Here is a 21,794-nt window from a genome sequence, read left to right on the forward strand (position 1 = left end):
TGTTTTTTTCTATGACTTTACGGCAGGACTTTCAGCAGTGAGAACGAACTAGTTTATATAGAAACTGAATTAATCTTATTGAATGGATAACCGGGGGAGGTGCCTGATTGAATGAATTATGAGCATACATATGTAACGCTTGATATTGGTACATCGAATGTACGGGTGGTGATCGGCGAAGTGTCGAGCGGTGCCCTTAACATTATCGGAGTCGGCGAAGTTCCATCATCCGGTCTCCGTAAAGGAGCCATCGTGGACATTGATGAAACTGTCCGATCGATTAAAGAGGCAGTTGAAAAAGCTGAGCGTATGATAGGTATGGAAATTCGCAACGTGATCGTCGGTGTCACGGGCAATCACATCAAATTACAGCCTTGTCACGGAGTAGTGGCTGTTTCAAGTGAGCACCGTGAAATTGGTGATGAAGATGTAAAGCGTGTCATTGATGCCGCGCAGGTGATGTCCATTCCACCTGACCGGGAAATCATTGACGTAGTACCGAAGCAGTTTATCGTAGACGGACTCGATGAGATCAATGATCCGCGGGGAATGATCGGAGTCAGGTTGGAAATGGAAGGACTGATCGTGACGGGTTCTCGCACGGTGCTTCATAACCTGCTCCGATGTGTGGAAAAAGCAGGCCTCACAACAGCAGATATTGTGCTCGAGCCGCTTGCGGCTGGCGCCATTGCTCTTTCTAAAGATGAAAAAGGACTCGGAGTCGGCCTTATCGATCTTGGAGGAGGTTCCACGACGATTTCTGTATTCCAGCATGGTGCCCTTCAGGCAGTGAGGCAAATACCGGTAGGCGGTACGCACATTGCAAATGATATTTCCGTTGGACTTCGGACATCTACTGAAGAAGCTGAGGAAGTAAAGGTACAGTTCGGTCATGCTCTTATTGAAGAGGCTTCAGATGATGAGATGTTTGAAGTATCCGAAATCGGCAGCGACCAGCCGCAGGAATTTTCACAGTGGCAGCTGGCGAATGTGATTGAACCGCGGGCAGAAGAAATTTTTATGCTCGTGGAGCAGGAGCTTCGCCGAATGGGATACGATGATCTTCCGGGAGGGTTTGTATTGACCGGAGGAAATGCCAAGATTCCAGGTATGCTTGACCTTGCCAGAGATATTTTTCAGCAGAACGTACGAATTTCGGTGCCGGACTACATCGGCGTCCGCGAACCTCAGTATACGAACGGTGTCGGTTTGATCACGTTCGCCCATAAGAACGCCCGGGTGCAGGGAAAAGATCTTGATGCAGGACTTGAAAGCTCACCAGTTGCAGCAGGCGTTCAGGACGAACCGAGACGTGAACGGGAAAGACCCCGTCCGCAGGCGAAAAAGCCGGCAAAGACAGGCCCAGGACTAAAAAAACGGGTCTCTAGCATGTTTAAATCGTTTTTAGAATAGGCTGACCCGGACAGGTTCCGGCATAATCGGATTGGAGGATCGCTACTATGTTAGAGTTTGAAATGGAAACAGAATCACTCGCAACGATAAAGGTAATTGGCGTCGGCGGAGGCGGCAGCAATGCTGTCAACCGTATGATTGAAAACGGACTTCAGGGTGTGGAGTTTATTGCCCTTAATACAGATGCACAGGCGCTTCAAATGTCACAAGCCAGCGAACGTCTTCAGCTTGGCGGCAAGCTGACACGAGGTCTTGGCGCAGGGGCGAACCCTGAAATTGGCAAAAAAGCTGCCGAGGAAAGCCGTGACCAGCTCGAAGAACATATGCAGGGTGCTGATATGGTGTTTATCACAGCCGGAATGGGCGGCGGCACGGGAACCGGTGCTGCTCCGGTTATCGCTGAAATTGCCAAGGATGCTGGTGCTTTAACAGTAGGCGTTGTCACACGTCCATTTACTTTCGAAGGCCGGAAGCGGATGACGCAGGCAGCAGCCGGAATCGAAGCATTGAAAGAAAAAGTCGATACGCTGATCGTCATTCCAAATGATCGACTGCTTGAAATAGTCGATAAAAACACTCCGATGCTGGAAGCGTTCCGTGAGGCCGATAATGTTCTGCGTCAAGGTGTTCAGGGCATTTCAGATCTCATCGCTGTTCCGGGTCTGATCAACCTTGACTTTGCCGATGTAAAAACCATTATGAGCGAAAAAGGCTCTGCACTGATGGGAATTGGTGTTGCCACAGGAGAAAGCCGTGCAGCGGAAGCTGCCAAAAAAGCTATTTCCTCTCCGCTTCTTGAAACGAGCGTAGATGGTGCACAAGGCGTACTCATGAACATTACAGGCGGAGCGAATCTCAGCCTGTTTGAAGTACATGAAGCAGCAGAAATTGTTTCATCCGCATCGGATGAAGAAGTCAACATGATTTTCGGTTCGGTCATCAACGAAAACCTGAAAGACGAGATTGTCGTGACAGTAATCGCTACGGGATTTGATGAAAAAATCCAGCAGCGCACCCAAGTGAAGGCGGGACGTACATCACGACCACAGCAGGCGCAAGCCGGCAAGGAAGTTCCAAAACAGGAGCCGCAGCCGCAGGCAGAGCACCATGAGCCTGAACAGGAGCAGCAGGAAGAGGCTCTTGATATCCCTGCTTTTCTGCGTAACAGAAGGAAGCGCTGATCTGTCCAGCTGCTCATGAGCCCGGGAGAAGCTCTCCCCGGGCTCATTTTCTGTAACTGCTGAGCTTCAACGGGCCTTTCATTAGGAAGAAAAGATTGCCTGTTACCCTTATTTTCTTTATGATTATAGGTACAAGAGTCAAGTGGGAGGTCGACAGCAGTGTCCGTTTCAGAACAGTTAGCAGTTGTGAACGAGAAGATTCGAGCTTCTTGTCAAAAAAGCGGAAGAGATGAGAAAGATGTGACCATCATAGCAGTTACCAAGTACGTGTCGATTGAACGGGCACGAGAGGCGGTAGCAGCAGGCATAACAGATTTTGGAGAGAATCGTCTTGAAGGTGCAATGGAAAAGTATGAAGCTCTTGGCGATCACGTCAACTGGCACTTTATTGGCAGCCTTCAGTCGCGCAAGGTAAAAGATCTGCTTCATGCATATCGCATTATCCATTCACTGGACCGGAAGTCACTCGCAAAAGAAATACAAAAGCGCTCAGAAGATGGAATGATTACTGATTGTTTCATTCAGCTTAATGTAAGCGGAGAAGAATCCAAAGCAGGTATTCGAGCAGATGAGCTGCCAGGCTTTTTGGATATGCTTCAACATTATCCAGCCGTAAGAGTGATTGGTTTAATGACAATGGCCCCTTACACAGACGATCCGGAAGAAGTCAGACCTTACTTTCAAAAGCTTCGAGAGCTGCGCGATGAAACAGCAGCGAAAAAGCTGCCCCATGCTCCTTGCACGGAGCTGTCGATGGGCATGTCGAATGACTATCATATTGCAGTCGAAGAGGGAGCAACGTATATCAGGCTCGGTTCATCTCTCGTAGGGTCTCAATAATCTTCTGATCGAAAGGAGACAGCCATGACGTTTAAAAATAAACTTAAGCGGTTTTTCGACATGGAAGATGAGTACGAAGAAAAGGAAATTGTTGTCGAAGAAGAACCGGAAGAGTACCAGCCGCCTGCCAGAATTAAAAAATCGAAGAAGCAGGAGCGTCAGAACGTGGTCAGCCTCAGCTCCGTGACTTCACAGCAAGGATCAAAAGTGATGCTGCTTGAGCCGCACTCGTATGATGAAGTGCAGGATATTGCTGATGAATTAAAGAACAGGAAAGCAGTGGTCATCAACCTTCAGCGCCTTCCCCGTGATCAGGCAAGGCGGATCGTCGATTTTTTAAGCGGAACAGTTTATGCTATTGGCGGGGATATTCAAAAGCTGGGTGAACAAATTTTCCTTTGCACCCCTGATAACGTTGATGTCAGCGGCAGCATTTCTGAAATGCTTCACGAATAACAAGGAGAGTGGCACAAATGGCACTGCTCGGAGATATTGTCGTACAAGTGTTAAACTTGTACTGGATCGTCTGCATTATTTATATTTTCATGTCCTGGTTCCCCAATGCCCGTGACTCTGCGTTTGGACAGGCCATCGGCCGTATTGTAGAGCCCTTCTTTGCACCATTCCGGCAAATGATCCCTCCGATTGGCATGTTAGACATTTCCCCGATCGTTGCGCTGATCGGTCTGCGTTTTGCCATTCGGGGAGTAGAATTTCTGTTTGGATTGGTCGGGTGAAGAAGTAGATGAGTCTGTATGAACATTTCCGGAAAGATGAGCATCCGTTTATCGACCAGGTTACGGATTGGCTTGAGACTGTTGAAAATGAGTATCGAACTAAGCTGACAGATTTTCTCGATCCTCGTCAACAGTTTATCGTGACAAGTTTGACCGGTCAGGGAAACGCTGTGCGCTGTGCTTTTTTCGGCGGAGCTGATAAGGCCGAACGCCGCAGGGCGCTCCTATATCCGGATTACATAGAACCTGAAAAATCGCTGTTTGAACTAGCTGCTTTTGAACTTGATTTCCCATCAAAATTTGTTCGCATGACCCATCCGCAAGTACTGGGTGCTTTACTCTCGCTCGGTTTGAAACGGGGGAAGTTCGGAGATATTATGATTAGCAGCAACGCGGTTCAGTTTGTTACGTGTGCAGATACGGCTGATTATGTCGAGCAGCATTTTCGTGAAGCAGGTCGTGCTCCGGTGCTGCCAAAACGAATTGAGCTGTCAGAGCTCAAGCTGCCCGATGAAGAAACGACGGATGTACAGGTAACTGTCTCCTCTCTCAGGCTGGATACGGTGACATCAGAGCTTTACAGGCTTTCACGTGCCAAAACAAAGCCATTGATTCAGCAGGAAAAAGTGAAGGTGAACTGGAAGATCACGGACGATCCTTCGTTTCGGATCGAAGAAGGCGATATGATTTCGGTCAGAGGAATGGGGCGTTGTAAAATAGTAGCGCTTGGCGGTACGACAAGAAAAGGAAATACAGTGCTCAAGGCTGAAAAAATCGGTTCTTCGAGCTGAGAAGGAAATTTGCTTCGCATGTCGAATTCATGCATATACAAACATTTTATGTGGAGGTGCCTTACATAATGCCATTAACACCGCTTGATATTCATAATAAAGAGTTCACGAGAGGGTTCAGAGGCTATGATGAAGATGAAGTTAATGAATTCCTTGACCAGGTCATAAAAGATTATGAAACGGTGACGCGAGAGAAAAAAGAACTCTTTGACAGGGTGAATGAGCTGGAGCAAAAGCTGAGTCATTTCTCTAACATTGAAACGACATTAAATAAGTCTATTCTTGTTGCGCAGGAAACTGCAGAGGAAGTAAAGCGAAATGCAGACAAAGAATCTAAACTTATCATTAAAGAATCGGAGAAAAATGCAGACCGCATTGTAAACGAGGCTCTTTCCAAATCTCGTAAAATTGCTTTGGAGATTGAAGAGTTGAAAAAGCAGGCAGCAGTTTACCGCACCAGATTCAAGATGCTCCTCGAAGCACAGCTGGAAATGCTGCAGACAGATGATTGGGAAGAAATCATCGATTCTCATGATGAAGCGCACTACGAGCCGCAGGAAGAGCGTTCTTGACGAAGAAAGAAACGTCGCTTATACTGATAGTTACTTTCATATAGGCTTAGACAGGGACGAGTAGCTTTTAGACTCTGCTGACCAGCGAATCGGGGACAGTGAAAGCCCGAGAGCAGGCTGAATGTGAAGATCACCCTCGAGCCGCAACCTGAACCTGCTTTCAGCAGCATTAGGGAAGCCGGGTCATGACCGTTACCTCATGCCTTAGAGAGCAGTTTGATAACTGCAGCTGGGTGGTACCGCGGGTTTTACGCCTCGTCCCTGTTTTCAGGGACGGGGCTTTTGTTTTTATCATGCAATTTACTTTTTCAGGAGGAATGAAACATGGATTATAAACAGACGCTGCTCATGCCGAAAACGGATTTTCCAATGAAGGGGAACCTTCCAAATAAAGAGCCGGCTATGCAGCAGGACTGGCAGGAAAAAGACATGTACGATAAAGTTCAGGAGCGTACGAAGGGGCGTCCACTATTTGTACTGCATGACGGACCTCCTTACGCCAACGGAGATATTCACATGGGTCACGCGCTTAACAAGATCCTGAAGGACTTTATTGTGCGGTCTCGTTCCATGATGGGATGGCATGCGCCTTATGTACCCGGCTGGGATACGCACGGTCTGCCAATTGAGACGGCACTTACAAAAAAGGGGAAAGTCGACCGAAAAAAGCTGAGCATTGCGGAGTTTCGTCAAAAGTGTGAAGAATATGCGCTCGGTCAAATCGACAGCCAACGTGAGCAGTTTAAACGCCTGGGTGTACGCGGCGACTGGGAGAACCCGTACGTCACGCTCACACATGATTATGAAGCACAGCAAATTAAAGTGTTTGGTGACATGGCTAAAAAAGGATATATTTATAAAGGAAAGAAACCAGTTTACTGGTCGCCCTCTTCTGAATCCGCATTGGCAGAGGCGGAAATCGAGTACCACGATAAGCGTTCCCCTTCCATTTATGTGACGTTCGATGTTACGGAAGGGAAAGGAATTCTGCTGGGAGATGAGAAATTCGTTATCTGGACAACTACTCCTTGGACCATTCCTGCAAACCTTGCGATTGCGCTGCATCCTGAGCTGGAATATGCTGTCGTAAAGGAAAAGGGAGAAAAATATGTAGTAGCTCTTGGACTTTTAGATGAATTGAAGCAAGTGTTTGAATGGGAAGAGGCAGACATTGTTAAAACGTTCCGTGGTCAGGAACTTGAAGGCGTCCGCACGAAACATCCGCTTTATGACAGAGAATCTCTTGTTATTTTAGGAGACCACGTCACTCTTGATGCTGGTACTGGATGTGTACACACAGCACCGGGACATGGGGAAGATGACTATATCGTCGGTCAGCGCTATGACCTGGACGTTCTTTGCCCAGTTGATGATAAGGGTGTATTTACAGATGAAGCACCGATGTTCGAAGGACTTTTTTATGATACTGCCAACAAGCCGATCACGGAAAAACTTGATGAAGCTGGCCACTTGCTGAAGCTGACCTTCTTTACGCATTCCTATCCGCATGACTGGCGTACAAAAAAACCGGTAATCTTTCGGGCAACTGCACAATGGTTTGCTTCAATTAAAGATTTTCGGGAAGAACTGCTGCAAGAAATAAAAGAAGTAAACTGGCTGCCTGAGTGGGGGGAAACCCGCCTCTATAATATGGTTCGAGACAGAGGAGACTGGTGCATTTCCCGCCAGCGCGCTTGGGGCGTGCCAATTCCTATTTTTTACGGCGAGAATAACGAGCCGATCATCACGGACGAAACGATTGATCACGTTTCGAATTTATTTCGGGAGCACGGATCAAACATCTGGTTCGAATGGGATGCAGGTGAACTGCTGCCGGAAGGGTTTACTTCCGAGCATAGTCCGAATGGAACATTTACGAAAGAAACAGATATTATGGATGTCTGGTTCGACTCTGGCTCTTCGCACCAGGCGGTTCTTGAGGAACGAGAAGATCTCGCCCGTCCGGCAGATGTTTATCTGGAGGGATCTGATCAGTACAGAGGCTGGTTCAACTCCTCCCTTTCAACATCTGTAGCCGTTACCGGCAAGGCCCCGTTCAAGTCCGTCATCAGCCACGGCTTCACGCTGGACGGCAAAGGCAAAAAAATGAGTAAGTCACTCGGCAACGTTATTGTACCTGATAAAGTCATGAAGCAGCTCGGCGCTGACATTCTGCGATTGTGGGTGGCATCTGTAGACTATCAGGCAGACGTGCGAGTATCAGATGATATTTTAAAGCAGGTGGCAGAAGCTTACCGCAAAATTCGGAACACGTTCCGCTTTCTGCTTGGCAATCTGCATGATTTTAACCCTGAGCATCACTCTCGTGCTTTTCACGACTTATCTGGAGTCAATCAATTCATGACGGTAAAGCTGCACGATCTCATCAAAGATGTGAAAACAGCTTATGAAACCTATCAGTTTTCAACGGTTTTTAACAAGGTACACAATTTCTGTACGATTGAACTAAGCTCGTTCTTTATGGATATTTCCAAGCATTCGCTTTACCTGGAACACGCTGACCATGAAGAACGGCGGGGGATCCAGACAGTGATGCATGAAACGCTCACGTCGTTAGTGAAGCTGATGAGTCCGATTCTGTCACACACTTCTGAAGAAGTCTGGGCGCATATTCCCGGCAGCAAATCAGAAGCAGTACAGCTGACAGACATGCCTGAGCCGGCTGCATTCCCTGGAACGGAAACGCTCGTATCCGAGTGGGATCGATTCATGGACCTGCGGGACGACGTGCTGAAAGCGTTGGAGCTTGCAAAAAATGAAAAAGGCATAAAGCGAAGCCTTCATGCGGCAGTAACCGTATATGCGGGGGAAAAAGATAAACTCATGCTTGATAACACGGCTGATCTGCACCGTTTATTTATCACCTCCAAGGCTGTCGTAAAGCCGCTTTCCGAAGCACCTGAAGAAGCGTTTACAGGTGATGAAGCTAAGGTTCTTGTAGAAGAAGCAGAAGGGAATACGTGTGCACGCTGCTGGCACGTTCGCAGCGATATCGGCACACACGCCGATCATCCGGAACTATGCCCGGAGTGTGCGGAAACAGTGGAAACGTATTACGCAGATAAAGTCTAAACCCGGATACAGGGGGCCGTCAGTGTGAACTGCCGGTCCCTGTTCAGGGGAAAACGGAGGAAATGCGCTTGATTTATTACGTGATCGCAGCAGTTATTATCGGCGCTGACCAGCTGACGAAATGGCTTGTTATCGACCGAATGGAAATTGGACAGAGCATTGAGCTGATCGAAGGTTTTCTTTATTTAACCTCTCATCGGAATGCCGGCGCTGCTTTTGGTATTTTGCAAGGACAAATGTGGCTGTTTTACATCGCTACTGTCGTCGTGGTTGGAGTCATTATCTATATGATTCAGGCGAAGCTGGACGGCAGCCGCTGGTACGGAGTTGCGCTCGGTTTAATTCTCGGCGGTGCACTTGGAAACTTTATCGACCGGGTATATGCTGGAGCCGTTGTTGATTTTATCGATGTATACATCTTCACGTATAACTTCCCTATCTTTAATGTAGCAGATAGTGCACTTGTTACCGGTGTTATAATGGTGATACTGCATGTATTTATAGAAGAAAAACGTCAGGAGACGAATGCGACATGATTGAACATGAATTTCAGCCGGAAGAAACCGGCATTCGATTGGACAAATGGCTGAGCGATCATTCCGATTGGACGAGAAGCGCTGTTCAGGACTGGGTGAAGTCTGGATACGTTAAGGTAAATGGCAGCCAGGAAAAAAGCAATTACAAGTTGAAAGCAGGAGATCTTATTCACGTGCAGGAGCCAGAACCGGAAGAGCTGGAGCTTATTGCAGAGGATCTGCAGCTGGACGTCATCTACGAAGATCAGGATGTTATCGTCGTGAACAAACCTCGCGGAATGGTCGTTCACCCGGCTCCTGGACATCCGTCAGGTACGCTCGTAAACGGTCTGCTTCATCACTGTACTGACTTATCATCTATCAATGGTGTTGTCAGACCAGGTATTGTACATCGTATTGATAAAGATACATCCGGTCTGATTGTTGCTGCTAAAAACGACCGGGCACACCAGTCACTAGTCGAGCAGCTAAAAAATAAAACAACGAAAAGACGATACGAGGCTATTGTAGCCGGGATTGTTCCTCATGATAAAGGCACAATCGATGCTCCAATCGGGCGTGATCCGGAAGACCGTCAAAAGATGGCAGTTACCGACCGTCATTCCAGAGAAGCTGTGACTCACTTTCAGGTTATTCACCGCTACTCCAGGCATACGCATGTCAGCTGTGAGCTTGAAACGGGACGAACGCATCAAATTCGCGTTCATATGAAGTATATCGAGTTCCCTATTGTCGGCGACCCAAAATACGGTCCAAGAAAAAAACACGACTTCCCAATCGAAGGTCAGGCGCTTCATGCAGCACTCCTTGGTTTCCGTCATCCTGTTACAGATGAAGAAATCCTTTGCGAAGTGGAGCCTCCGTCTGATTTTAACGCCTGCCTGACACATGCTGCTTCTTTTTAAGTTGACAAGTAAAACACGGTATGACATACTTTTTAAAGATGAATAAAGCCTTTAAATCAGTTCAGAGAGACTGGTAAGGAACGTTTCGGAGTCCATGGACTCCGTATATCCTCCTGCCTAGTTTCCTGGGCAGGAGTTTTTTGTGCTGGAGGTGGAAGTTGGTAATGACAAAAGAATTAATGGACGATCAGGCGGTGAGACGAGCCCTTACCCGCATTGCTCATGAAATTATCGAACGCAACAAAGGAATCGAAGACTGTGTGCTTGTTGGTATCAAAACACGAGGCGTTTTCTTGGCGCAGCGGCTGGCTGAACGAATCGAATCGATTGAAGGCGCAGCTGTAAAAACTGGTGAAATTGATATCACTCTTTACCGGGATGATCTGACGCATAAGCGTCATGATGAAGAGCCGGAAGTTCACGGTACGGAAATAACAACGGATGTGACAGACCGTAAAGTGATTCTTGTCGATGACGTGCTTTATACCGGACGGACAGTCCGGGCTGCTTTGGACGCAGTCGTCGATCTGGGCAGACCTGCACAAATTCAGCTTGCCGTTCTCGTAGATCGGGGCCATCGGGAGCTCCCAATCAGACCGGATTACGTTGGGAAAAACGTACCGACGGCTAAATCTGAAATTGTCGAAGTAAAGCTTCAGGAATCAGATGGGGAGGAAGGCGTCAGCATCCTCTAACCACCGAATATATACTATCAGCAGAAACCTCCCTTTTAAAGCGGGCCTGTGAGCCTGAAAAGGGGTGTGTTTTCTGAAAGCCTGTTCGTTACGGACCTTTTCAGTAAACAGACCTCTTAGGGAGACTAAGAGGTTTTTTGCTGTTCAGGAGGTCATATTATGGAATCAAACACAGTAGGAATAAGAGAAGTACCTAGACTTGATAAATGGCTGATGCTCAGCATTCAACATTTGTTTGCCATGTTCGGTGCAACGATTCTGGTACCGCTTCTCACAGGATTAAGTCCTGCAGTAGCTTTAGTCAGCAGCGGACTGGGCACCTTGGCTTATCTCGTCATCACGAAAGGACGAATTCCCGCTTATCTAGGTTCTTCGTTCGCGTTTATTGCTCCGCTGATAGCGGCGGTCGGCATTGGAGGCCCCGAAGGCGCCATGATCGGAAGCTTTTTTGCAGGGATTTTGTATGGAATTGTAGCACTTATCATTCAGGCTACAGGTGTAAGCTGGCTCATGAAACTTCTTCCGCCAGTTGTGATTGGACCGGTTATAATGGTAATTGGACTCGGGCTCGCAGGCGTTGCGATTGAGATGGCGATGGAGAACCCCGCTACAGAAAGCTACAGCGGCACGCATTTTAGCGTAGCAATGATCACACTCGCAATAACCATTACAGCCGCAATCTTTTTCCGAGGATTTTTCAGCCTTGTACCGATTCTTACAGGAATTGTCGGAGGGTATACCACGGCCTGGTTTTTTGGACTTGTCGATTTCAGTGCTGTCCGGGAGGCAGCCTGGATCCAGTCACCAGAATTTCTCATTCCCTTTGTCACATACGAGCCTTCCCTAAACTGGACGATTGTAGCAATCATGGTACCGATCGCAGTTGTGACGCTCAGTGAGCATATAGGAGATCAGATGGTTCTCAGCAAAGTAGTGGAGAAAAACCTTGTAAAAGAGCCGGGACTGCATCGCTCCATTATGGGGGACGGGGTCGCAACTGTCATCAGCTCCCTTCTCGGAGGTCCGCCGAATACAACATACGGTGAAAATATTGGTGTCGTCGCTTTGACAAGAGTGTTCAGCGTTTTCGTCATAGGAGGCGCCGCTGTCGCTGCGGTACTGTTCGGTTTTGTCGGGAAGGTTTCAGCTCTAATTACCACAATTCCGACAGCTGTCATGGGAGGCGTATCCATCCTTCTTTTTGGAATTATTGCTTCAAACGGACTGCGTATGTTGATTGACAATCAAGTGGAAATTGGTAAAAAGCGCAATTTAGTTATCGTATCCGTCGTTTTGGTCATCGGCATTGGAGGCGCCTTTATCCAAGTATCAGATGATGTGCAAATTGCTGGTATGGCGCTCGCAACGATTGTCGGCATTTTACTTAACCTTATTTTACCGGGACGGGATCCTGTTAAAACGAATGAAGAAATGTTTCACGATATGAGCCGTAAAAAAGACGGCTCAGCTGCATAAGCAACACCTTTTAAAGCCGGTCAGTGAACCGGCAAAGGGTGACTGCTTCCGGTCTCTTTCCGGAAGCTCAGGCACCCGTGCATCGTCAACGGGTGTCTTTTTTTGCCAGTAACCTGCAGCGCTCATTTTCAAAGGAGGTATTCGATGAAATCATTAACGTCACTGCAGCACCTGTCGGATCAAGCTATTTTATCAATTCTCGAGCAAGCGGACGGAACCGAATTTCCGGACTTTGCTAATCGAATGGCAGCAAACGTTTTTTTGGAGCCGAGCACACGAACGAGGTGCAGCTTTGAAATGGCAGAGATGAATCTCGGAATGCGCTCGCTTTCGATTGATGAAGCCGGATCGAGCCTCCAAAAAGGGGAAACGCTCTACGATACGGTTAAGACACTGGAGGCGATCGGCGTAAGTGCGGTCATTATCCGCAGTAAAGAAAAAGCATTTTATAACGAGCTGCAGGATGTTCATATTCCCATCATCAATGCGGGAGACGGATCTGGTGATCATCCGACACAATCGCTGCTGGACCTGTTGACGATTAAACAGGAATTTGGTTCGTTCCGCAGTCTGCAGATTGTGATCAGCGGAGATATTCGTCACAGCAGGATTGCTTCTGCCAATGCATCAGTCTTGAAGCGGCTCGGGGCAGAAGTTTGGTTCAGCGGTCCTCAGGAATGGATGCCGGATGGGATCACGCCGATTTCAGCAGATGAGGGGTGCAGACAAGCTGATGTGTGGATGTCGCTCCGAACACAGCTGGAACGGCACGATGCGATGGAGCCGGTGTTTCCGAACTACCTGGAACAGTTCGGATTGACGCCTGAGCGTGCTGAAAGGTTTAAGCCGCATACGATCTTAATGCATCCAGGCCCTGTGAATCGCGGAGTGGAACTGCATACATCACTCGTTGAAGCTCCTTTTTCCCGGATTTTTAAGCAGATGGCAAACGGTGTAAAGGTTAGACAGGCTGTTCTAGCTGAGGTGTTGAAAACAAAGGAGGAAAAACGCTATGAAAAAGCTGTATAAAGGTGCACAAGTTTATCAAAACAGAAAGCTGGTCAGACAGGATATTGTGGTTTCCGAGGAAACCGGGCTGATTGAACAGATGGCTGGAGAGCTTTCACCAGACACAGCGGATCAAACAGTCGATGTGAGCGGGCTGATAATTAGTCCAGGCTTTATCGATGTACATGTTCATCTTCGTGAGCCAGGCGGTGAACAAAAAGAAACAATCAGCTCCGGGACGAAGGCAGCAGCTAAAGGTGGATACACAACAGTGTGTGCGATGCCAAATACGAGACCGGTGCCGGATACGAAGGAGCAGATGGAAGCACTGCAGAACATGATCAGCCGCAATGCGCACATCCGTGTGCTGCCGTACGGTTCCATCACGATCCGTGAAGCTGGCAAGGAGCTTACCGATGCCAAAGCATTAAAGCACGGAGGCGCTTTTGCACTTACTGACGATGGTGTCGGTGTGCAGTCGGCCGGTATGATGTATCGAGCTATGCAGCAGGCTTCAGAAGCCGGTATTCCTGTCGCTGCCCACTGTGAGGATAACAGCTTGCTATTCGGAGGGCATCTTCATGCAGGGATAAAAGCGGAGGAGCTTCACATTAACGGGATTCTTTCTTCAGCAGAATCTGTACATATTGCAAGAGACGTGCTGCTTGCAGAAGAAACTGGAGCACATTACCATGTCTGCCACGTCAGCACAGAAGCATCCGTCAGAGTAATCCGGGATGCAAAACGAGCCGGCATTCACGTGACAGCTGAAGTGTCCCCGCATCACCTGCTGCTAAACGAAGAGGATATTCCAGGAGATGATGCTCAATATAAAATGAATCCGCCGCTTCGGAGCCGCAGAGACCAGCTTGCATTAATAGAAGGACTTATCGACGGTACTCTCGATTTTATCGCGACTGATCATGCACCGCATACAGAAGAAGAAAAAGCCGGGTCTATTCAGCATGCGCCTTTCGGTATAACAGGCTTGGAAACGGCTTTCCCGCTGCTGCACACGTTTTTTGTGAAAACGAAACAGTTTAAGCTGGAGGATCTGCTCGGTTGGATGATTGATAAACCAGCTTCTGTCTTTAACCTGCCTTACGGAAAGCTGGCTCCTGGACAGCAGGCTGAATTTACGGTGCTGGATTTGGAGAAACAGCGAACGATTGATTCCTCCAGCTTTGTCTCGCGCGGGAAAAACACTCCATTTAACGGATGGGTAACAGTTGGTCAGCCAGTGATGACAATATTTAATGGAAAAGAAGTTTGGAAAGAGGGGAAAGCATAATGCGGAAATTAGTACTGGAGAATGGAGCAGTCTTTAAAGGGAAGGCGTTAGGCAGTGATCGGGCAGGGCAAGGAGAAGTTGTTTTCAATACGAGTATGACGGGCTACCAGGAGATAGTAACAGATCCATCGTACCGTGACCAGATCATATGCATGACCTATCCGCTGATTGGCAATTACGGCATTAACCGCGATGATTTTGAAAATATAATTCCACACTGCGCTGGTATGATTGTTAAAAAAGCGGCAGCGAATCCGAGTCATTTTCGCCAGGAACGGACGCTTGATGAGTGGTTACATCACCACAACATTCCTGGTATCCAAGGCATCGACACACGCAAGCTGACGAGAATCATCCGTACAGGTGGAACGATGAGAGGGGTGCTTTCAGATAGTACGGAATCTGTGGAAGAGGCACAGATACGAGCGGCGGCTGTTCATAGCAGTGATCAGGTTCGTCAAGTTTCAGCTTCTCAGCAGTACTGGTACCCGGGGCGCGGGCGGCACCGGATTGTCCTTATTGATTACGGGGCGAAAAAAGGCATTATCAGCCATCTGCTCCAGCAGGAATTTGAAGTCATTTCGGTGCCATGGAATACGACAGCAGAAGACGTCCTCTCCCTTTCACCGGACGGCGTCATGTTAAGTAACGGCCCCGGAGATCCGCAGGATATTCCGGAGGCGGTGCAGCACGTTCGAAAACTGGCCGATGTCCTGCCGGTGTTTGGCATTTGCCTCGGGCATCAGCTGCTGGCGCTTGCTTTTGGGGCGGACACAGAAAAAATGACGTTTGGACACCGGGGCGGGAACCACCCTGTCCGCCATCTTGAAAGCGGAAGAGTAGCGATCACCTCTCAAAATCATAGTTATACGGTAAGAAAAGCATCGCTTTCCGGAACGGGACTTCATGTATCGCATGTCAACGTCAACGATGGTTCAATTGAAGGATTGAAACACGAGACGCTTCCAGTATTCAGCGTACAGTATCACCCGGAGGCCGCTCCTGGACCGACGGAATCCGCTATTTTGTTTGACCAGTTCAAAGCGCTCGTACATGAGCAGACAGGGGGAACGATTCATGCCTAAACGTACAGATATTCAAAAAATCCTCGTAGTAGGGTCCGGACCAATTATTATCGGTCAGGCGGCTGAATTTGATTATGCAGGGACACAGGCTTGTCAAGCTCTGAAGGAAGAAGGATATGAAGTTATTCTCGTCAACTCTAATCCGGCTACGATTATGACCGATGCTGCAACGGCTGACAGTGTCTATATTGAACCCCTGACCCCTGAATTTGTCACTTCAGTGATCCGCAGGGAGCGGCCGGACGGCATCATTGCGACGCTTGGGGGACAAACTGGTCTGAACCTTGTCATGGAACTGGAAAAGCAGGGGATTCTCGAGCGTTACAGTATTGAACTTCTGGGAACCGACTTGGATGCGATCCGCCAGGCAGAAGACAGAGAAGCATTTCGTGAATTAATGCGCACTATATCTCAGCCTGTGCCGGATAGTGAAATTGTTCATACAGTTGAAGAAGCAGAAGTATTTGCCAATGCGATCGGACTTCCAGTTATCGTGCGTCCTGCCTATACGCTCGGCGGTACGGGCGGAGGAATGGCGCACACAGAGGCACAGCTTCGAGAAATCACGGCTCAAGGACTTTACGCGAGTCCCGTTAACCAGTGCCTGATCGAAAAAAGTATCGCCGGCTTTAAAGAAGTGGAATATGAAGTGATGCGCGATAAAAGCGGGCAGTCGATAGTGGTCTGTAATATGGAAAACCTCGATCCCGTCGGCGTACACACAGGAGATTCTATCGTAGCAGCTCCCAGTCAGACACTCTCAGACAGAGAGTATCAAATGCTGCGCACCGCTTCACTGGATATTATTTCTGCACTTGGCATCGAAGGCGGCTGCAACGTTCAGTGTGCCCTTGATCCTCACAGTGAAGATTATTACATCATTGAAGTGAATCCGCGTGTGAGCCGCTCATCTGCCCTCGCTTCCAAAGCAACAGGATATCCGATCGCCAAGCTTTCAGCTAAAATCGCCGTCGGTTACAGATTGGATGAGCTGCAAAATCCGGTTACTAAAAATACATTTGCAAGCTTTGAACCTGCCCTGGATTACGTTGTTACAAAATGGCCAAGGTTTCCTTTTGATAAGTTTGATTCTGCCAATCGCACGCTCGGCTCGCAAATGAAAGCGACTGGAGAGGTGATGGCAATCGGCAGAACCTTGTCTGAATCTTTGCTGAAGGCTGTTCGGTCGGCCGAGATCGGGTTGTTTCACCTGATGCCGGAAGATGCGGATCGAACGGATCTGCGTGGAAAGCTTGCAGCACAAGATGATGAACGCCTTCTTTATTGTGCAGAAGCGCTTCGCGAAAGATGGACTCCGGAAGACATTCACGCTGTTACTGCTGTTGATCTTTACTTTCTTTATGAAATTCAGGAGATCGTGAAGCTCGAACAGAGGCTTGAAACAGAACCATTATCGAGTGAACTGCTTCAGGAAGTGAAAGAAGCAGGGTTTTCGAATCAGGCAGTCTCCTACTTTTCCGGAAAAGAGATCGAGGCAGTCGAAGCGATGCAGGAAACACAGAAGCTGTACCCCGTTTTTAAGATGGTGGATACGTGCGCAGGAGAGTTTGCATCTGCTACACCTTACTATTACAGTACATTCGAAGAGGAAAATGAATCGATTGTAACTGCGAAGCCTTCTATTCTGGTGCTGGGGTCCGGGCCAATCCGGATCGGCCAGGGGATCGAATTTGACTACGCGACTGTACACACGGTTAAAACGATTAAGGAAAGCGGCAGGGAAGCCATTATCATGAACAATAATCCCGAGACTGTTTCGACGGACTTTGAAATATCAGACAAGCTTTATTTTGAGCCGCTTACCATTGAAGATGTAATGAATGTGATTCGGCACGAAAAGCCGGAAGGAGTCATTGTCCAGTTTGGTGGCCAGACGGCTTTGAACCTCGCTGGAGAATTGGAAAAGCGCGGGGTGCCAATTATTGGGACTTCCCTTGAGTTTCTTGATGCGTGTGAAGATCGGGATAAGTTTGAAGCCACTCTGCAAAAACTAAATATTCCACAGCCAGAGGGAAGAACGGCCGTATCGGTGGATGAAGCTGCAGCCATTGCGTCCGGCATCGGCTACCCGGTCTTAATCAGACCCTCCTACGTTTTAGGAGGAAGAGCCATGCAGATTCTTTATCATGAATCAGAGCTTGTCACGTATATGAAAAAAGCTGTCAAGGTTAATCACAACTATCCGGTGCTTATTGATAAGTACCTCGTCGGGAAAGAAGTGGAAGTCGATGCCGTTTGTGACGGCGAGACAGTTGTTATTCCAGGGATTATGGAGCATATAGAGCGGGCCGGGGTACATTCCGGAGATTCCATTGCTGTCTATCCGCCTCAGAATATCAGTGACCTTGTCAAAGAAAAACTGATAGACTACACGATTAAACTGGCAAAAGGGTTTCAAGTAAAAGGACTTATGAATATTCAGTTTGTCATTCAGGAAGATGATGTCTATGTACTGGAAGTAAATCCACGCTCCAGCAGAACCGTTCCGTTTCTCAGTAAAATTACGGAGATGAACATGGCAGAAGCGGCGGTAAAGAGCCTGCTTGGTCAATCACTTAAAGAGCAAGGCTTTATCTCCGGCCTGCTGGATGAGCCGGAGGAAGTGTCCGTTAAGGTACCTGTTTTCTCCTTTCAAAAGCTGCGCAGTGTCGACATAACGCTCGGACCTGAAATGAAATCAACAGGAGAGGTAATGGGACGCGATCATTCTTTGGAAAAGGCTCTGTATAAAGGACTGGTAGCATCAGGTATGGACGTGCCGCTGCACGGCAACGTGCTCTTTACAATCGCCGATCAGGACAAAGAGGAAGCAGGGATTCTTGCCCAGCGATTTCATCAGCTCGGTTTCGATATCACTGCAACTCCTGGCACAGCGGCGTATTTGAGAGGTTTAGGTATTCCTTCCGAGACGGTTTACAAGGTCGGCGGAGGAAAGCCGGATATGCTGGACCTAATTTCAACACGCCAAGTACAATACATTGTAAACACACTGACGACTGGCAAAAAGCCCGCAACGGATGGTTTCCGGATCCGTCGGGAGGCAGTGGAACGAGGCATTGTCTGTAATACGTCGCTCGATACGACAAAAGCAGTACTGCAAGTGATTGAGTCGATGCACTTCAGTACCATTCCGGTAAGGGAGAAGCAGGCGGTGACTGTATGATCAAAGAAAAACTGAAGTTAGTGGAGAAGGAAGAAGTCGCAAAAAATGTCTACAAATTCACCATGGAAGGTTCTCAGATTCCGTCTCAATGCACACCAGGCCGATTTCTGCACGTGCAGGCAGGGGATGGGAGAGCGATGCTGCTAAGAAGACCTATCAGCATAAGCGCTGCTGATGAACGAACGGTTGTCATTATCTTTCGAGCGTCCGGGGCAGGGACAGAAGCAATTGCCTCCGTAAGGATCGGGGATACGATTGATGTGTTTGGCCCTCTCGGCCAGGGATTTCCCATGCTTGAGGATGGTACAGCTCTGCTGATAGGCGGCGGGGTAGGAGTACCGCCGCTCTATTTCCTTGCGGAAGAGCTGGTAAAAAACGGTGTCAGCGTAAAAGCAGTTATTGGCTTCCGGTCAGCTGAAGATGTGTTTCTTGAAAAAGAGCTTCGCCACCTGGGCGAAGTAGAAGTAACAACGGAAAACGGCTCATACGGCACAAAAGGATACGTCACTGATGCTGCACTACTCAAATCAGCGTTTACCACCTTTTATGCGTGCGGCCCGAAAGCAATGCTGCGTCCGCTTCAAGATACGATGGATGCTCCTGGCTACGTCTCTCTTGAAGAACGAATGGGATGCGGAATCGGGGCCTGCTTTGCCTGCGTATGCGATAAAAAGGAAGGCGGCTACGTGAAAATATGCAGCGATGGCCCTGTGTTTGAGAAAGGAGTGGTTCAGCTGTGAGCAGATTAAAAACGGTGCTGCCGGGTTTGGATATGAAAAATCCAGTGATGCCGGCTTCAGGTTGTTTTGCGTTCGGCGCGGAATTTGCTGATTTGTACGATCTGTCACTGCTTGGAGCCGCTGCGGTAAAAGCAGCAACACCAGAGCCCAGGCGCGGCAATCCGGTTCCAAGAGTAGCTGAGACAGACAGCGGGATGCTCAATGCAATCGGGCTTCAGAATCCAGGTGCCAAAGCGATCAAGGCGGATCATCTCAACCATTGCGGACAAGCCGGGATTCCCGTACTGGCTAACATTGCAGGCACCTCCATCGACGATTACTGCGAAGCAGCAAGTGTGATGGCGGATGCCCCGGAAGTTGGGGCGCTGGAGCTTAATATTTCCTGTCCAAATGTGAAAGAAGGCGGCATTCAATTTGGTAATGATCCGGAGCTCGCTGCCGAAGTAACGCGGGCTGTCTGCAACATCTCCAACAAGCCCGTTTATGTAAAGCTTTCTCCGAATACCGGGGACATCTCAGCGATTGCGAAATCCGTCGAGAAAGCTGGCGCTTCAGGTCTCAGTATGATCAACACATTGATAGGCATGCGCCTGGATACGGAAACGGGAAAGCCAATATTAGCAAATAAAACCGGAGGACTTTCCGGACCGGCAGTCAAGCCTGTAGCAATTCGAATGATTTATGAAGTAAGCCAGCAAACGGACCTCCCAATTATCGGGATGGGCGGAATTTCATCGGTTGAAGATATTATTGACTTTTTCAGTGCAGGGGCATCTGCTGTCGCTGTGGGAACAGCTAATTTTCAAAACCCGTTCATCTGTCCGGAGTTGATTGAGCAATTGGATGAATGGCTTGCAAGACGGCAAATAGCGCATGTTTCTGATTTAACAGGAAGGAGTTGGAAATCTTGCAGCGTCCCATCATTGTAGCACTGGATGTTGAAAATAAAGCAAAAGCATCGATGCTCCTGGAGCAGCTCGGGAGCGATGTCTATGTCAAAATCGGCATGGAGTTGTTTTATAAGGAAGGCCTTTCTTTTGTTGAATCTGTTAAACAGCGCGGACACGGAGTATTTCTGGATGTCAAAATGCATGACATTCCCGAAACTGTCAAGCGGGCGATGACGATTGTCGCTGCTTCCGGAATTGATCTTGTTAATGTCCATGCACTCGGCGGAAGACGCATGATGGAAGCAGCCCGGGAAGGCATCGAAATTGGTTCAGGCTCTCCCGGCCGTCCTGCACTGATTGCTGTGACCCAGCTGACGAGTACTTCTGATGCGCAAGTTGTTGCGGAACAAGGCGTGACGTCCGGATTAGCGCATTCGGTTGAACAGCTTGCTCTCCTTACGAAGCAGAGCGGGTTGGATGGGGTCGTGTGCTCCGTTCATGAAACAAAACAGATTAAACACGTTTGCGGCAGTGATTTTCTTTGTGTCACACCTGGAATCCGCTCGGCTCAAACAGCAGAGCACGATCAGGTGCGGACTGCGACTCCCGCTGATGCTGCAGCAGCAGGAGCAGATGCGATTGTGTGCGGCCGGCAAATTACGAGAAGCAGCAATCCTTATAAAGCGTATCAAGCAATTCAAAAGGAGTGGTTAAGCAATGAACCAGTATAAGGCAGCGGAATTGCTGCTTGATATAGAAGCTGTTGTCCTATCACCTGAGCACCCGTTTACATGGAGCTCCGGACTGCAATCCCCTATCTATTGTGATAACCGTTTACTGATGAGTTATCCGGATGCCCGTAAACAAGTAGCAGAATGGTTCTCCGCAAAAGCTCGTGAGCTCGGTGCGGATATAATTGCAGGCACTGCAACAGCAGGAATTCCACATGCTGCCTGGGCTGCTGATCTGGCCGGACTGCCCATGATTTATGTACGGAGTTCACCAAAATCACACGGGCGGAAAAATAAAATAGAAGGAAATCTTCCGCAGGGAGCGAAAGTATTGATTGTTGAAGATTTACTTTCAACAGGAGGATCTGCCTTCAAAGCAGCGGAGGCTGTTGAAGAAGAAGGCGGCATTCCGGTTGGCATTGCAGCCATTTTTACATACGAACTGCATATTCTTCAGCGGCAAATTGAAAAGCGTTCTTTTCCCGTAGAGGCATTAACGTCTTTTCCGATTCTGCTTGATACCGCAAAAAGCCGGAAAGTTATCTCCGGCCAAGAGGCAGATCAGTTAGCGAACTGGAATACAGATCCTGCAGGATGGAGCGATGCTTTTACAAGGAGTTGAGCGG

General features: G+C 48.4%; 20 protein-coding genes. All 20 read left to right on the top strand.

The window, feature by feature from the left end; translation table 11 throughout:
- Positions 1–111: 111 nt before the first annotated feature.
- Positions 112–1,413 carry a cell division protein FtsA gene (gene ftsA, locus ACSZLD_RS02505; RefSeq protein ID WP_377908142.1) on the top strand — a complete coding sequence of 434 codons (1,302 nt, stop codon included), beginning with the start codon at positions 112–114 and terminating at the stop codon, positions 1,411–1,413.
- Positions 1,414–1,460: 47 nt separating this feature from the next.
- Positions 1,461–2,594, top strand: a complete 1,134-nt coding sequence (ftsZ, locus tag ACSZLD_RS02510) for a cell division protein FtsZ (RefSeq protein ID WP_377908143.1) — start codon at positions 1,461–1,463, stop codon at positions 2,592–2,594.
- A 159-nt stretch (positions 2,595–2,753) separates the two neighbouring features.
- Positions 2,754–3,434: a YggS family pyridoxal phosphate-dependent enzyme gene (locus ACSZLD_RS02515; protein ID WP_444684138.1), complete on the top strand. Its 681-nt coding sequence runs from the start codon at positions 2,754–2,756 to the stop codon at positions 3,432–3,434.
- Between the two features lie 24 nt (positions 3,435–3,458).
- A complete protein-coding gene (locus tag ACSZLD_RS02520; RefSeq protein ID WP_377908145.1) occupies positions 3,459–3,890 on the top strand; it encodes a cell division protein SepF in 432 nt (143 codons plus the stop codon).
- Between the two features lie 17 nt (positions 3,891–3,907).
- A complete protein-coding gene (locus ACSZLD_RS02525; RefSeq protein WP_444684139.1) occupies positions 3,908–4,171 on the top strand; it encodes a YggT family protein in 264 nt (87 codons plus the stop codon).
- Between the two features lie 8 nt (positions 4,172–4,179).
- Positions 4,180–4,962, top strand: a complete 783-nt coding sequence (locus tag ACSZLD_RS02530) for a YlmH family RNA-binding protein (protein ID WP_444684140.1) — start codon at positions 4,180–4,182, stop codon at positions 4,960–4,962.
- Between the two features lie 68 nt (positions 4,963–5,030).
- On the top strand, positions 5,031–5,534 hold the full coding sequence (locus ACSZLD_RS02535) for a DivIVA domain-containing protein (RefSeq protein WP_168004717.1): 504 nt from the start codon (positions 5,031–5,033) through the stop codon (positions 5,532–5,534).
- Positions 5,535–5,858: 324 nt separating this feature from the next.
- Positions 5,859–8,627, top strand: coding sequence for an isoleucine--tRNA ligase (gene ileS / locus ACSZLD_RS02540; RefSeq protein WP_377908148.1), 2,769 nt, complete (start codon positions 5,859–5,861; stop codon positions 8,625–8,627).
- Positions 8,628–8,695: 68 nt separating this feature from the next.
- Positions 8,696–9,163, top strand: a complete 468-nt coding sequence (lspA, locus tag ACSZLD_RS02545; RefSeq protein WP_377908149.1) for a signal peptidase II — start codon at positions 8,696–8,698, stop codon at positions 9,161–9,163.
- Positions 9,160–10,068, top strand: a complete 909-nt coding sequence (locus ACSZLD_RS02550; RefSeq protein ID WP_444684141.1) for an RluA family pseudouridine synthase — start codon at positions 9,160–9,162, stop codon at positions 10,066–10,068. The genes lspA and ACSZLD_RS02550 overlap by 4 nt, the downstream gene beginning before the upstream one ends.
- Before the next feature lie 164 nt (positions 10,069–10,232).
- Positions 10,233–10,763: a bifunctional pyr operon transcriptional regulator/uracil phosphoribosyltransferase PyrR gene (pyrR, locus tag ACSZLD_RS02555; RefSeq protein ID WP_377908151.1), complete on the top strand. Its 531-nt coding sequence runs from the start codon at positions 10,233–10,235 to the stop codon at positions 10,761–10,763.
- A gap of 159 nt (positions 10,764–10,922) precedes the next feature.
- Complete coding sequence (locus ACSZLD_RS02560) at positions 10,923–12,239, top strand: solute carrier family 23 protein (protein WP_377908152.1); 1,317 nt, start codon at positions 10,923–10,925, stop codon at positions 12,237–12,239.
- 144 nt (positions 12,240–12,383) lie between these two features.
- Positions 12,384–13,268, top strand: a complete 885-nt coding sequence (locus ACSZLD_RS02565; RefSeq protein WP_377908153.1) for an aspartate carbamoyltransferase catalytic subunit — start codon at positions 12,384–12,386, stop codon at positions 13,266–13,268.
- Positions 13,252–14,538, top strand: coding sequence for a dihydroorotase (gene pyrC / locus ACSZLD_RS02570; RefSeq protein WP_444684142.1), 1,287 nt, complete (start codon positions 13,252–13,254; stop codon positions 14,536–14,538). Before ACSZLD_RS02565 ends, pyrC begins: the two co-directional genes overlap by 17 nt.
- Complete coding sequence (locus ACSZLD_RS02575; RefSeq protein WP_444684300.1) at positions 14,535–15,623, top strand: carbamoyl phosphate synthase small subunit; 1,089 nt, start codon at positions 14,535–14,537, stop codon at positions 15,621–15,623. The genes pyrC and ACSZLD_RS02575 overlap by 4 nt, the downstream gene beginning before the upstream one ends.
- Entirely contained in the window at positions 15,616–18,807 is a 3,192-nt protein-coding gene (carB, locus tag ACSZLD_RS02580; RefSeq protein ID WP_444684143.1) for a carbamoyl-phosphate synthase large subunit, read from the top strand. Before ACSZLD_RS02575 ends, carB begins: the two co-directional genes overlap by 8 nt.
- Entirely contained in the window at positions 18,804–19,547 is a 744-nt protein-coding gene (locus ACSZLD_RS02585; RefSeq protein WP_377908157.1) for a dihydroorotate dehydrogenase electron transfer subunit, read from the top strand. Before carB ends, ACSZLD_RS02585 begins: the two co-directional genes overlap by 4 nt.
- Positions 19,544–20,476, top strand: a complete 933-nt coding sequence (locus ACSZLD_RS02590) for a dihydroorotate dehydrogenase (RefSeq protein ID WP_444684144.1) — start codon at positions 19,544–19,546, stop codon at positions 20,474–20,476. The genes ACSZLD_RS02585 and ACSZLD_RS02590 overlap by 4 nt, the downstream gene beginning before the upstream one ends.
- Entirely contained in the window at positions 20,455–21,168 is a 714-nt protein-coding gene (gene pyrF / locus ACSZLD_RS02595; RefSeq protein ID WP_444684145.1) for an orotidine-5'-phosphate decarboxylase, read from the top strand. The genes ACSZLD_RS02590 and pyrF overlap by 22 nt, the downstream gene beginning before the upstream one ends.
- Positions 21,155–21,790 carry an orotate phosphoribosyltransferase gene (gene pyrE, locus ACSZLD_RS02600; protein WP_377908160.1) on the top strand — a complete coding sequence of 212 codons (636 nt, stop codon included), beginning with the start codon at positions 21,155–21,157 and terminating at the stop codon, positions 21,788–21,790. Before pyrF ends, pyrE begins: the two co-directional genes overlap by 14 nt.
- Positions 21,791–21,794 lie beyond the last annotated feature (4 nt).

Origin of the sequence: Alkalicoccus luteus (assembly GCF_052061695.1) — a bacterium.
Classification (GTDB): domain Bacteria; phylum Bacillota; class Bacilli; order Bacillales; family Salisediminibacteriaceae; genus Alkalicoccus; species Alkalicoccus luteus.